Annotated in this window: 9 protein-coding genes; 8 read left to right on the forward strand and 1 reads right to left on the reverse strand. The window is 46.5% G+C overall.

What is annotated here, in order from left to right; all coding sequences use genetic code 11:
• Nucleotides 1-43 precede the first annotated feature (43 nt).
• The 6 genes from AAHF22_RS03515 (at nucleotide 44) to AAHF22_RS03540 (ending at nucleotide 7,259) form a co-directional block, all read left to right on the forward strand.
• Complete coding sequence (locus tag AAHF22_RS03515) at nucleotides 44-748, forward strand: metal ABC transporter ATP-binding protein (RefSeq protein ID WP_347323590.1); 705 nt, start codon at nucleotides 44-46, stop codon at nucleotides 746-748.
• Nucleotides 694-1,614, forward strand: coding sequence for a metal ABC transporter permease (locus AAHF22_RS03520; protein WP_347323591.1), 921 nt, complete (start codon nucleotides 694-696; stop codon nucleotides 1,612-1,614). The genes AAHF22_RS03515 and AAHF22_RS03520 overlap by 55 nt, the downstream gene beginning before the upstream one ends.
• A gap of 69 nt (nucleotides 1,615-1,683) precedes the next feature.
• The gene (locus AAHF22_RS03525) at nucleotides 1,684-2,721 is read left to right on the forward strand and encodes a metal ABC transporter substrate-binding protein (protein ID WP_347323592.1); all 1,038 of its coding nucleotides are present in this window, start codon (nucleotides 1,684-1,686) and stop codon (nucleotides 2,719-2,721) included.
• A 459-nt stretch (nucleotides 2,722-3,180) separates the two neighbouring features.
• Nucleotides 3,181-4,098: a TetR/AcrR family transcriptional regulator gene (locus AAHF22_RS03530; RefSeq protein ID WP_347323593.1), complete on the forward strand. Its 918-nt coding sequence runs from the start codon at nucleotides 3,181-3,183 to the stop codon at nucleotides 4,096-4,098.
• On the forward strand, nucleotides 4,091-5,596 hold the full coding sequence (locus AAHF22_RS03535) for an MDR family MFS transporter (RefSeq protein WP_347323594.1): 1,506 nt from the start codon (nucleotides 4,091-4,093) through the stop codon (nucleotides 5,594-5,596). Before AAHF22_RS03530 ends, AAHF22_RS03535 begins: the two co-directional genes overlap by 8 nt.
• Nucleotides 5,597-6,110: 514 nt before the next feature.
• Nucleotides 6,111-7,259, forward strand: coding sequence for an NADH-dependent flavin oxidoreductase (locus tag AAHF22_RS03540; RefSeq protein ID WP_347323595.1), 1,149 nt, complete (start codon nucleotides 6,111-6,113; stop codon nucleotides 7,257-7,259).
• A gap of 636 nt (nucleotides 7,260-7,895) precedes the next feature.
• Here the strand turns inward: AAHF22_RS03540 and AAHF22_RS03545 are convergent.
• Complete coding sequence (locus AAHF22_RS03545; RefSeq protein ID WP_347323596.1) at nucleotides 7,896-9,608, reverse strand: alpha/beta fold hydrolase; 1,713 nt, start codon at nucleotides 9,606-9,608, stop codon at nucleotides 7,896-7,898.
• Nucleotides 9,609-9,902: 294 nt separating this feature from the next.
• Here AAHF22_RS03545 and AAHF22_RS03550 point away from each other — a divergent pair, with 294 nt between their 5' ends.
• Entirely contained in the window at nucleotides 9,903-11,117 is a 1,215-nt protein-coding gene (locus AAHF22_RS03550; RefSeq protein ID WP_347323597.1) for an MFS transporter, read from the forward strand.
• Between the two features lie 1,208 nt (nucleotides 11,118-12,325).
• A complete protein-coding gene (locus tag AAHF22_RS03555) occupies nucleotides 12,326-13,924 on the forward strand; it encodes a catalase (RefSeq protein ID WP_347323598.1) in 1,599 nt (532 codons plus the stop codon).
• Nucleotides 13,925-13,971: the final 47 nt, after the last annotated feature.

The raw sequence follows: 13,971 nt of genomic DNA on the forward strand, positions 1-13,971 counted from the left end.
GTGCAGCAAAGACTAGCATGGCAATGGGAAAGGAGTGCTTTACGTGTTATTGGCTTCTATGGAAGATGTCGTATTTGGTTATGATCGCGAGCCGGTGGTAAATCGGTTATCGATGGACATATATAGCAATGAGTTTATGGCACTTAGCGGACCGAATGGTGCCTCCAAAACAACCTCGCTCAAACTGCTACTCGGTATTTTGAAGCCGTGGAGTGGACGAGTACAAATTAATCGTAATGAAAATGGAGGCAAACCGATCATCGGTTATGTGCCTCAACAGGTGGCTTCTTTTAATAGTGGCTTCCCTAGCACCGTGTATGAGCTAGTACGTTCGGGCTGCTCGATGCGTTTGGGATTGTTCAAGCGCTTTGGTAACAAGCAGGCCGCACTGGTACAAAGCTCGCTTGAAGCCGTCGGCATGTGGGAACTACGCGATCGCAAAATTGGCGAGTTATCCGGTGGTCAGAAACAACGTGTCTGTATTGCGCGTGCGCTGGCACAGGAACCGGATGTGTTAATTTTGGATGAACCGACGACCGGGATGGATCTGGAAAGTCGGAAAGGATTTTATGAACTGATGCGCCACCATGTGAAGGCGCACGGACGAACTGTTGTGATGGTAACGCACGGTCTGGAAGAGGCAGAGCCTTATCTGGATCGTACGATTCGTCTGGAACGAGAGGAGGGCGGAGGATGGGCATGTTTGACTACGAGTTCATGCAGCGTGCATTTTGGGCCGGAGGCATGATCGCAATTATCGCCCCTCTGCTAGGTGTGTATCTCGTTTTACGCAGACAGGTACTAATGGCAGATACGCTGTCTCACGTATCGCTGGCTGGTGTAGCGATCGGTGCGATTGCTGGAATTAACCCGTCTGTAGGCGGATTTTTGATTGCTGTGCTAGGGGCACTGATTATTGAACGACTGCGGCAAAACTTCCGCGGTTATGGCGAAGTATCGATTGCTGTCATTATGACCGGTGGTCTGGCACTGGCTCTCGTATTAATGAGCATGGATTCCGGACTTAATCGTAGCTTTAGCTCGTACCTGTTTGGCTCTATCGTTGCCGTCAGTACAGAGCAGCTATGGATTATTGGGGCGGTATTCGTGATTGTGCTTGGATTCTGGGTAGTGATGCGGCGTCCGCTGTACAATATTACATTTGATGAAGAAACTGCGCAGATTGGTGGCACACATGTGCGCTGGTTGTCGCAGACGTTCTCTGTACTGACAGGGATGACGGTAGCAGCGGCGATGCCAATTGTTGGTGTGCTGCTCGTATCTGCACTGATGGCTTTACCCGCAGCGTTATCGCTGCGTTTTGCACGAGGCTTCGCTTCGGCACTCATTATGGCAGTACTGATCGGTTTGACCGGCATGTTCGGCGGTCTGACCACTTCCTATTATGTGAACACACCTCCGGGTGCTACTGTAGCTCTGTTATTGCTTGCATTTCTGCTGATTGGACTAGGTATTCAGCGTATTTTGCACCGTATGCGCCGGGGCAACGATATGTTGGAAGGGCCGGATCTGGATAGTCGTCGTTTCTGGCAACGCCAGAGTGGTCATTCGCAGAAGAGCAAAGTGCAAACCGAGGTGCTTCATAAAAATTAAATATAGGGGCAGGTCGCTAACACGGCTTGCCTTCACTATTCTATGGAGTGGGAAGGAGAACACATATTCATGAAAAACAATGGAAAAAAACGCAATTGGTTGATGATGTCTTCAGCAGCTTTGCTGAGCCTGGGAGTTGTGCTTGCTGGCTGCGGTAATAGCGGCAGTAATCAGGCAGCAACGAATAGTACAGCAGGATCGGAAACGTCCGGTACGTCCAAGCTTCATATTATTACAAGCTTTTATCCAATGGAGGAATTCACATCCAAAGTTGCAGGTGATCTCGCTGATGTTGAGGTTCTGATCCCACCAGGTACAGAGCCGCATGATTGGGAACCTACTCCACAGGATATCGCTAAAATGACCCAGGCCAATATGATCGTGTACAATGGCGCAGGCATGGAAGGCTGGATCGATCAGGTCAAAGATTCGCTCGGCAGCAATGGTCCGGTACTCGTCGAAGCAAGTAAAGGCGTTCAAATTCTTCAAGGTACAGAAGAAGAGGATCATGAACATGAAGGCGAAGCGGGAGATCATAGCGAAGAAGCAGCCGGTCATAGCGAAGAAGGCCACGATCATGGCGGATATGATCCTCACGTATGGCTGTCACCAAAACAAGCACAAACCGAAGTGAAAAACATCGAAGCCGCACTCGTACAGCTTGACCCAACCCATGCTGACCAATACAAACAAAATGCGGATGCATATATCAAGGAATTGTCGCAACTCGACAGCGACTATCAAACCGGTCTGTCCAAAGCGAAACGTAAAGATTTCATTACCCAGCACGCTGCTTTTGCCTACATGGCACGCGACTATGGTTTGACACAGGTACCGATCAGCGGTCTGTCACCAGAACAAGAGCCAACTGCTGCACAAATGGCGAAAGTCGTTGATTTTGCCAAACAACATAATGTGAAAACGATCTTCTTTGAAACACTCGTATCACCCAAAATCGCCGAAACGATCGCAAACGAAGTCGGTGCTAAAACAGCAGTGCTCAACCCACTCGAAGGCCTAACCGACGATCAGGTTAAAGCAGGCGAAAACTACATTACCGTTATGCGCGAAAACCTGAAAGGTTTGGAGCAAGCGCTGAACGAGTAGTTGCACAGACCGTATCGATCAAACGGAGTCGTAACTCGAACAGCAAAGTGAGTGGTAAGCAGGTTGAATAACATAATAAACGATATGGATTCAGCAATCAGCTAACCACAGTTTAACAAATGAAAAACCCGTATGCAGATCAGTGAATTGCATCATTGACCACTTTCACACGGACACCAACATATATGGCTCCATAACAAAACCGGAAGATTCTCCACCAGAGAACTTTCCGGTTTTTTGCGATGTTAATTTGTTTACATATACATACAAGCGAATTATAAATAAAGCCATAAATCAAAAAATAGTGAAAAATTTACATACACCACGTTTGACTTTCCAAATAACGAGGTATAAAATAGTAAGTAAGAACTGACGGGTTCTCATAGTACCGTCAGGTTTTGTTTTGAAGGGGTATAAACAAACCTATCAATTACTCAACCTTGTAGGAGATGCATCTGTATGGGAAACGATCGTAAAAAAGCAGTGTTAAAAGCGGGCGGCCAATTGTTTGCAGAAAAAGGATACTTTGCGACGACCGTACAGGATATTGCGGAGCAATGTAATATGTCCAAAGCATCCATATATAAAATGTTCGAATCCAAAGAGGACATTTTGCTGCAAATTATTCGTACCCTGCATGAGGAAATTGTAGGCTCGACCAGCTCGCTTCATTTTGAGGATGATGTGGCTCTGCGCGATCAACTTATTCATAAAATAGCTGTACAGTTGCAATCATTTGTCGTGAAGCACGATTTCTTTGTGAATTTAAATCAAAATATGCCGATGGAACTCGGTTCGCAGATTCGTCAGGTGATGCTCGATTTTAAACGAATGATGCTGAACTGGCAAAAAGAAGAGTTGCTACTCGCGTATGGAAGCCGAATTGAGCCGATGGTATGGGATCTATCGGTATGTATGCAAGCGATGTCCAGAGAGATGCTATTTCTGACCCGTCTGGATCGTAAGCGCCAGATTACGGAAGCGCATATTAGTCATGTCGCCGAATTAATTGTTGATGCAATTGAAGGCATGATGGAAAAGCGTCTTGGACGTCCGCCGGTCATTGATGAGGAAGCAGCAGAGCGTATGAAGCTATACGAGCCTGATTCCAGCCGGCGCTATTTTGGCGAGAGTGAATGGCGTAAAAGTGTGCGTGAGCTACTACAAGCGATTCGTAAACATAGCCCGGCATCGATTCAAGCGGATCTGATTGCAGCGGTGGAACGTCTGGACGTTGAACGTAGAAAAAAAGTTCCGCAAACCTTCATGATGGATGCATTAATCTCCTATCTGAAACAACGCGACGAACTTCAGGCCGAGGTTGCCTACTTACAACAAGTTTATTTTGCCAATGGGGAGGACGAGAAACATGGCTAACACAGCGCCTAATACGGTAGAAGAGCCAAGGCCTAAAGTGAATATTAAGGTCATTGTCGGAATTATGCTGGCAGGTGCGTTTGTGGCGATTCTGAATCAGACGCTACTCGTTACCGCACTACCGCATATTATGAGAGATTTAAAAATCGATGCCACGGCTGCACAGTGGCTAACTACGATTTTTATGCTGGTGAACGGGATTATGATTCCGATTACCGCATATTTGATTGATAAATTCAATACGAGAGCACTATTTATTACCTCGATCGGCTTGTTTGCACTCGGTACATTGATTGCAGCGATCTCGCCAACGTTTGGCGTGCTGCTTGTAGGTCGCGTCATTCAGGCAGCAGGTGCAGGTATCGTTATGCCACTCATGCAAACTGTATTCCTCGTTATTTTCCCAAAAGAAAGTCGCGGGGCAGCGATGGGGATGATCGGTCTCGTTATTTCGTTTGCACCGGCGATCGGCCCAACATTGTCGGGCTGGGTAGTGGATACATTCTCCTGGCGTGATCTGTTCTATATCATTTTACCAATCGCTGTGCTTGACCTTGTGATTGCGATCTTTGCTTTGAAAAATGTCGGTAAATTGCGCGATCCGAAGCTGGATATGACATCTGTCGTATTATCGACGATCGGGTTTGGTGGTTTATTGTACGGATTCAGTACTGCTTCCAAAGGCTGGAATGATCCGATTGTGATCATTACAATCGCGGTTGGCGCGATCAGTTTACTGCTGTTTGTACGCAGACAGTTTAAGCTGGAACAGCCACTGCTCGAATTCCGTGTGTTTAAAGATCGTCTGTTTACGATTTCGATGATTATTACGGTAATTGTGTTTACTGCGATGATCGGTGCGTCGACACTATTACCATTATATATTCAAAATGCACGTCATCTGTCTGCCGTTCAGTCCGGTTTGATCGTATTGCCGGGGGCGATTTTGATGGGAATTATGTCTCCGATTACAGGTCGTATTTTCGATAAAATTGGTGCAAAGACGCTCGGTGTAACCGGGCTTGCGCTGCTGCTCATCGGTACGGTTCCATTTACGATGCTGAGCGATCAGACGCCAGTATGGCTCATTATGGTTATGTTTGCGATGCGTATGCTTGGCCTATCGATGGTTATGATGCCAGTAACGACAGCAGGTCTGAATCAACTGCCTACCCATCTGCTATCTCACGCCACAGCAATGAACAATACGCTGCGTCAGGTAGGCGGCTCGATCGGTACAGCCGTGCTAATCACGGTGTTTACAAATGCGTCAGCTTCTGCCGCTATGTCGGGTAAACCAGCCGATCTGTCGATGATTCATGGTACAAATATGGCGTTTATGGTTGCTTCGATTTTGTCAGCAGCTGCACTGGTCATGATTTTCTTCTTAAAAGAACCACCTCGCCGAGACCGTCAATCCGGTACAGCAAAAGCGGCAAAGAGTGAAGGTCAACGCAATTCGTCATCTCAACAAGCCAAACCGGTATCGCAATCTTGATACCGGTTTTTCCTTGCATCTCATCATGTTGGAGCATGTTCATACTCATGTTCCGCTTCTTCTACAACGCCATCCATCAGCCACTGTAGAAGACAGATGACTGTGTAGTGACAACAACTGTAGAGCATAGAGGACTGTCTAGTTGCAACGATTCACAGACTATAGCATAGTTACAGCAACCCCAATGAAGTTACTGCACTTTCGTTATATCGCCTATAATACGGTGTAAATATACATCGACCTTCATTTCCATTGATACATCGTAGTGGACTAATCGGTTCACCGTTAAACGGTAAAGGTAAAAGTAATAGTAATAGTAATAGTAATAGTAATAGTAATAGTAAAGGCAAAGTTTAGGCTCCTAAGTAAGATTGGATACAAGAAAAACTTGCGCAATGTTAAATTGTTTACTATACTATACTTTGTTACTTATAATAATAATGATCTGGCAATAATAATTTGCAATTGACCAGCTCGTACATTAACCTCACGATAGAGATAGGAGAGATCCACTATGAATTCCAAATATCAAGCATTATTTCAACCGTTCACATTGAACGATGGGATTGAACTGAAAAACCGCCTCGTACTGGCGCCGATGACACACTCTTCTTCCAATCCGGATGAAACGGTATCCGATGCGGAGCTAGAATATTATGCAAGCCGCACAGCAGGTGTAGGGATGGCGATCACAGCTGTTGCACATGTCACTCCAAATGGTAAAGGTTTTGCTAACCAGTTCCGTGCCGTAGGGGAGCAATTCACACCGGGTTTGACTCGTCTGGCAGATACGCTAAAAAAGAACGGCTCTAAAGCCGTATTGCAAATTTTCCACGCAGGTCGTCTGTCTCCGCCTGAGCTAGTTGATGGCGATGTTGTTGCACCAAGCGCTGTGCCAAGCGAACGCGGTGATGGCGGTCAAGGCCCAACGCCTCGTGAGCTGACCGACCAAGAAATTCAAAACATTATTAAAGACTTTGGTACAGCTACAGCAAACGCGATTGCAGCAGGCTTTGATGGCGTGGAAATTCACGGTGCGAACGGCTACCTGATCCAACAATTTTTCTCCCCACATTCCAACCGTCGTGAAGACAAATGGGGCGGCGATGTGAATGCACGTCTGGCGTTCCCACTGGCTGTTGTGGATGAAGTCCAACGTGTCGTAAAAGAGCAAGCGAAAGGACCATTTATCGTCGGTTATCGCTTCTCGCCAGAAGAACCGGAAACTCCGGGTATTACGATGGCAGACACACTGGTGCTGATCGACGCACTGGCTGAGAAAAACCTGAGCTATCTGCACGTATCCCTGATGGAATACAACTCTGTACCTCGTCGTGGCGTAGACGATACACGTTCCCGTCTGACGATCATTCAAGAGCGCGTCGGCAATAAAGTACCGGTGATCGGTGTAGGTTCGGTGAAAACGCCGGATGATGCAGCCGCTGTACTGGAAACCGGTGCACCGCTCGTTGCGCTCGGTCGCCAATTGATCGTTGATCCAAACTGGGTTGAAAAAGTACAATCCGGTCGTGAAAACGAAATTCTGTACACTCTAAGCAAAAATGATCAAAAATCGCTTATTTTGCCTGATCCACTGTGGAATATGGTCATTAACATTCCAGGCTGGTTCCCTGTTGTTGAAGCACAGGAAGTTAATAAATAAAATAAGCTTACTCTAATGAATAGCCCTGCATGTGTTAAAGCATGCAGGGCTATTTTTGTGATGATTCGCGATGCAGATGGAGTTTTTTTAGGTAGCGTAGTTTCTTTTATGTAGTGTAGTTTCTTTCATGTAGTGTAGTTTCTTTCATGTAGTGTAGTTTCTTTCATGTAGTGTAGTTTCTTTCGTGTAGTGTAGTTTCTTTCGTGTAGTGTAGTTTCTTTCGTGTAGTGTAGTTTCTTTCGTATAGGTTAGTGTCCTTTGTGTAGCGTCATATGTTTGAAATAACGCTCTATTAAGATAAGTCCGTACAGCACTATACTTTTAATGTAGCTATAGCCATGTCCCTCACAGATCCTCGTGACATGTATGGCATGTTATACACTTAGGTAGTGCAATGTCATCAGATTAGCATAACGTTCACAGCGATACATTGTTAACATAAGGCGATGTGCTCGTAAGTGATTGAGCGCTACGCTATCCATTACGAGCATTATCAGTTAAGACGAGATTAGATTTAAAATAAAGCCAATGAGGGGTTCGTATCTAATGAAGCAGTCCTATTTATAGCGCGAGCTACATGTTCATATCATATGCAACATGTAGATCTACATTATTCATCACCATTCCGATGTCGTCTTATTCCGAATACGTCTGACCGTTCGCATCCACATAGACAGATTTAATTAACGTCCGCTTGTATGGCTTGCCTGCTGCGGTTACACCGCTAATATCCGTGGTGATCACATAGTTAGAAGGTTCGCCTGTAGTCGGTGTTGGAATACTCGTTTCCATTTCACCGGCGATTAGCGAACGCTGGGAGGTGGTCGGTGGAGCGATGCGTTTACCGTCTGCATCATAGTAATCAACAGTATATTTGGCTGTTGTACGTTCGGAACGCAATCCTTCCGTTTCCAGCTTCATATCAAGTGTATCGCTGGAAAGGGATGTGTGTAGACTTGCATTGCTCGTGTTGGAGGCATAGACAGCGGTCATCAAATACGCGCCGGAGCCATCGTTCACACCGCGTACTTGCCAGTTTCCTGCAACAGGCTGATTCAGGCGTGCAATCTGATGATAAGCCCCTTTGAAAATATCGTCATCTTTGGCGCTCTCTACGCTGATCTGCTGGCGTTTGCCATCTGGAGCAATAATTTGTAGTTCACGTAATGGTTTGTTGCTTATCCAATCGAGCGTGATCGATTGCACGCCATCTTCTACCGTTAAGGCTTCGCTGGCTGTACCGTTTGTTTGACCTCCGCGCACATATAGATGGCCATTCGGCAATGCAGCATCTGCGGATGCATTGCTGACAGAATCATTTGAAACTGAAGAGCTTACCGTTCCATCTGCCGCTGGTGAAGTAGGCGCTGTTCCATACACATTGCCTGCGACTGTCGAGTCATGATATACATTAGCGCTAACGGTAGTTGCAGTAGCCGAGCGAGTGAGCGAGGAAAAAGCTGGTACGGCGCTTGTAACCGCTCCGCTAACTGTACCAATATACGATTTGAACAGATCGAAAGTGTAGGAGCCAGTACGTACCGTTGCATGATTCCACGAACCTGAACGAATGAGAGTAGCTCCTGGCAGTTGTGCGCTTGCTGTCGTAACTACACCATCATTACTGCCAAATACCGATAAATACGCACCACCAAACGTATACGCGGCTTTACCAGAGCCAGACCATTTGTCACCGCTCATGGTGTAAAATGGAACTTTATTCACATCCGGGTCTTTATCCATTTCAGAGCGAAAATATTGCATATACGATGTTTGCAGAGAACTCGTACCCGGACTTTGCGAACCGACCAGATCAGCAAGCCAACCCGCCCAGCTGCTATAAGCAAGATCAGCCAGTTCAGAGCCATGATGGGGTGTGCTCAGCGTAATGACGCGGCTCACATAGGGATACGCATTGTAGCGCACGAGCGCAGCCTGTGTATCGACGCCACCTTTACTGTGAGCGATAATAACGATTTTTTTACCGCCGTAACGCTGGCTGATTTCTTTAATTTTGGCTGCCAGTAGCTCGCCATCTTTCCACATATCTTCCGGCGTGCCCGTAATATCATACATGTTAATAAATGCCGTTTGGTAGCCATTATTGTAGGCGTACTGATACATATCATTGTTCTCGTACCAGATTTTTGCCTGACTGGTCAGTCCGTGCACGAATAGCAAAACAGGTTTATCCGGTGCCAGATTCGGTGGGGTCTGTCCGGCTGACCATGCCCCAGGCGTCGCTGCTACTGCCGGATTAGCCGCTGCCATATAAGCGTGATCCGGCATCAACGGGAATGCCATACTCATCGCAAGTACACCCGCCAGCCATTTGTTTCGTACCATCATTATTGTCCTCCTCGACTATGTAATATATGGAAAAATTCAATCCTCAATCAATGTATAGCACTTGTATTAAATGCGTTACTTAAATTTGTGATCGCTATGTTTAACTGTACAAAATGCTTGTTAAAATTTTAATTACTCAGCATGTGTATAAATGTGAGGTATTTTTTATCATTTTGGGTATAATAGAGGTCGTGACTACATATATGACGATAGGCGAGTAGCATACTGATATTATTCATAATGGAAAAGTATGTAACAAAAAGTACAAGCCTATCGAGAAAAAGGGGTTATGGGATGAATAATATGGAGCTACTGCGTAATCCAAAGCAGCGTAAGCTGTTATTCAGCGCGGGTTTCAGCTGGATGTTCGATGCGATGGAGGTAGGCATGATCTCCTTTATTGCGGCGGCGTTAGCGAAAAGCTGGGAGCTTAGCCCACAACAAATCGGCTATCTGACCAGCATTAACTCGGTCGGGATGGCGGTCGGTGCAATTGCAGCCGGTTATTTGGCAGATCGGTATGGACGGAAATCGATCCTGCTCTGGACGCTGCTCATTTTCTCCATTGCCAGCGGATTATCTGCACTGGCAACTGGATTTGGTGTATTGCTGTTGCTGCGCTTTATTGCAGGCTTTGGTCTCGGCGGTGAACTGCCAGTAGCTTCGACACTTGTATCCGAGTCGGTATCGGTAAAAGATCGCGGACGGGCGGTCGTGCTGCTGGAGAGCTTCTGGGCATTTGGCTGGATCATTTCCGCTATCGTAGCGTACTTTGTCATCGCCAAATACGGCTGGCAATGGGGCTTTGTGATCGGTGCAGTGCCTGCATTATATGCGCTCTACTTGCGCCGTGCGATTGAAGATTCACCTCGTTATTTGAACAAGAAAGCCATAGAACGCACTTCATTTAAACAGGGATTAAAAGACATCTGGAGCAGCCAGCATCGCCGTGCGACAATCATGGCGTGGATTTTGTGGTTTACGGTAGTCTTTTCCTACTATGGCATGTTCCTATGGTTGCCCTCCGTTATGGGCTTGAAAGGCTTCACGCTAATCAAAAGTTTCGAATACGTGCTCATTATGACGCTGGCACAATTGCCGGGTTATTTTACAGCCGCCTATTTTATCGAGAAATTCGGTCGCAAATTCGTGCTCGTACTGTACCTGCTGCTCACCGCAGTAAGCGCAATCTGGTTCGGTTTTGCCACAAGCGAATTGTCGCTCATTCTAGCAGGCATCTGCCTGTCCTTCTTTAATCTGGGCGCATGGGGCGGTCTGTACGCCTACACACCTGAACTGTATCCAACCCGGATCCGCTCCACCGGCACAGGAATGGCAGCCGGCTTCGGACGAATCGGCGGCGTCATCGCCCCATTCCTCGTCGGCATGCTCATCGGAAACGGCGTAGCTGTAAGCAGCATCTTCATCATCTTCTTCATCGCCATCCTAATCGGCGCCGCTGCGGTACTATTCCTCGGTAAAGAAACCAAAGGAATCGAACTGGATTAATCGCTAGTGATCTAAGCAATAAAGAGCATCCGATTACACGTAATGATGACCAAAAGGAAACTAAAGGGTGTGCAGGCAAACTTTTTTGCTGAAACAGACACCACTCTGGCAAGGAATAAGGGATGGATTCCAGTCTTGCACAGCAATCTACGGAGTAGGATATTATTGTAGATTCACGTGCTCGAAAGAAGAAAGATATTTTGCTTCGCAAAAATCGTTTTTCATTAAACCCCGTGTTAGGAAACCACTAACACTAGAAGAAGAAAGATATTTTGCTTCGCAAAAATCATTTTTCATTAAACCCCGTGTTAGGAAACCACTAACACTAGAAGAAGAAAGATATTTTGTTTTCGCAAAAATCACTCTCTCATTGCACCCTGTGTGAGGAGATCGCTAACACTGTAAGTCGTCCTTTTTCCTTATTTCCTTCCCACAGTGAAGTGCTACTGACACACATACGAGTTTATGTACACGCCCTAACTAATCCATCGTTTTTCACATAAAAGCTGCACGTCATCGCTTCAAATTAGCGATCCAACGTGCAGCTTTTATGGTTTATAGATCTTTTACATCAACTGCTTCTCCACCCCCATCATTTTGCAGCATGAACTGCACTATGCACGTTTTGGCTCAAGCACATACATACCACTCATGGTGCATCAAGCACAGAACGGAGGCAAGGAAATAAGGGGAAAGGACGACTTTGGAGGGGCGGGAATCTTCATTCTCACCCAAATCCAAAAGATTCCCGCGGCTCCACCCGAGTCCGTCCCCTTATTCCTTGCCGAAGTGGTGTACCTTATACCTCCCATCCCCCCCCCATATGCGCCCACCAACTCCCCCCATTTCATCTGCAATTTCACCCAATCTTCATTCACAAATTGGACAAAAAAAAGAAATGATTCACTTTTTCGTTGGAAATTGTTTTATAATGAATCCATGCAGGTAAAAAAAGGTAATGTAACCGTTTAATCCGTCACATTTGTTACGTCATCGCCAGATGCGCAATCTGCATCAGTCTGTAACCATAGTGGCAAAAACGGCTATCGATGCCAATCATGGACGCGCTACATGCTACACAGTGCGGTCCCCTATCTGTACTCGTTCCACCTGATCCAGTCGGCGGCAGAGATGTTGCCTTGTTTTCCGTGTCACCATGTAGGCAAGGTTTCAGCAAACTTATACTTTCTTGAAAGGCGGAAGATTTTATGGCAGATGATAACAAAAAGCAACCGCAATCGAATGATCAAGAAGAAAATGTAACGCTGACGAATCGACAGGGACATCCTGTCACAGACAACCAGAATGTGAGAACGGTAGGCAACCGTGGACCCATTACGATGGAAAACTACAATTTCCTCGAAAAAATTACTCATTTTGACCGTGAACGTGTGCCTGAGCGTGTCGTTCATGCTCGCGGAGCAGGTGCGCATGGCGTATTTGAAGCGTATGGCACAGTAGGTGACGAACCGATCTCCAAATATACACGTGCGAAGCTGTTTCAGGAAAAGGGCAAGCAGACACCGGTATTTGTACGCTTTTCAACGGTTGTACATGGTGGACATTCTCCAGAGACATTACGCGATCCGCGCGGTTTTGCGACTAAATTTTATACCGAAGATGGGAACTGGGATCTGGTCGGTAACAACTTGAAAATTTTCTTTATCCGTGATCCGCTCAAATTCCCAGATATGGTGCATGCGTTTAAACCTGATCCGATTACCAATGTGCAGGATATGGAGCGCTTTTTCGACTTTATCGGCAATAGCCCTGAAGCTACACATATGATTACATTCCTGTTCTCACCGTGGGGCATTCCTGCCAATTACCGTGAGATGCAAGGTTCCGGTGTGAACACCTATAAATGGGTCAATGAAGCAGGTGAAGCGGTATTGATCAAATATCACTGGGAGCCGCTGCAAGGTATCCGCAATCTATTGCAGGATGAGGCCAACCAGATTCAATCGCTTGATTTTAACCATGCGACGATCGATCTGTACGATGCGATTGAGAATGGGAATTATCCAGAGTGGGAATTGTGTGTCCAGATTATGGAAGACAATTACCATCCAGAGCTGGATTTTGATCCGCTTGATCCAACGAAGCTGTGGCCAGAAGATAAATTCCCCTTTTTGAAAGTGGGCAAAATGATTCTGAACCGCAATCCAGACGATTATTTTAATGAAGTGGAGCAGGTAGCATTCGGTACAGGGGTACTCGTGGACGGTTTGGACTTCTCGGACGATAAGCTATTGCAAGGACGTACATTCTCGTATTCCGATACGCAGCGTCACCGTGTAGGCTCCAACTATCAGCAACTGCCGATTAATGCTCCGCATAGCCGTGTAGCGACGAATCATTCCGGCGGCCAGATGCGTTATCAGAGCGATCGTGCGCCTGGACAAAATCCGCACGTCAACTATGAGCCATCTTCGCTCGGTGGTCTGAAAGAAGCGCCAAAACCCGGCAAAGATCACGAGCCAGAATATTATGATGCACGTCTGATGCGAGAGAAGATTGACCGCCCGAATGATTTTGCTCAAGCTGGCGAGACGTATCGCAATTTCGAAGATTGGGAACGCGATGAGCTGGTGAAAAATCTCGGTGCGAACCTTGCTCAGTGCAACGAAGAAATTCGCAGTCTGGTACTTGGCAATATCAAGCAGGCAGACGAAGAATACCATCGCCGTGTACAGGAAGAGCTGGACAAAGTGCTGGCTGATCCGAATATGGGTAAGCCACTGCATCGTGCTCATGCGGCTGCGAAAAAAGCGGAAGATAAAGGGCATGACGCGAAGCCGTATTAAGAGAGAAGCGAGCGCTGAAGTGCTATGCTTCATTTGATCGTCGTTAG

Source organism: Paenibacillus wenxiniae, assembly GCF_039822605.1.
GTDB classification, from domain to species: Bacteria; Bacillota; Bacilli; order Paenibacillales; family Paenibacillaceae; genus Saccharibacillus; species Saccharibacillus wenxiniae.